Source organism: Commensalibacter communis (genome assembly GCF_947179015.1).
GTDB classification, from domain to species: Bacteria; Pseudomonadota; Alphaproteobacteria; order Acetobacterales; family Acetobacteraceae; genus Commensalibacter; species Commensalibacter communis.
Genome location: NZ_CAMXCM010000058.1, coordinates 1 through 202, shown reverse-complemented (window position 1 = coordinate 202; position 202 = coordinate 1). Strand labels below are relative to the sequence as shown.

Annotated in this window: 1 protein-coding gene; it reads right to left on the bottom strand. The window is 48.0% G+C overall.

What is annotated here, in order from left to right; translation table 11 throughout:
• Positions 1-202, bottom strand: a 202-nt coding sequence (locus tag PQG54_RS12410) for a hypothetical protein (protein WP_271807758.1), incomplete at both ends; no start/stop codon positions are given.

Sequence of the window (202 nt, the reverse complement as noted above, 5' to 3'; positions counted from 1 at the left end):
AATGGATGCGGGTTTACCCTCTGGTCCTGCCACCATTCCAAGGGGTTCTGACCATTCACCATTATTCAGCTTGATATAGGTTTTGGCTTCATGCTCTGCAGCAGCCAATTGCAAATACATATCCCCAGAACGAGGTGCACCACGTTCATCTTTGACCCCTGTTGATGCGTTTGGTTCTTGTGTTCCAGAATACCAACGAGAG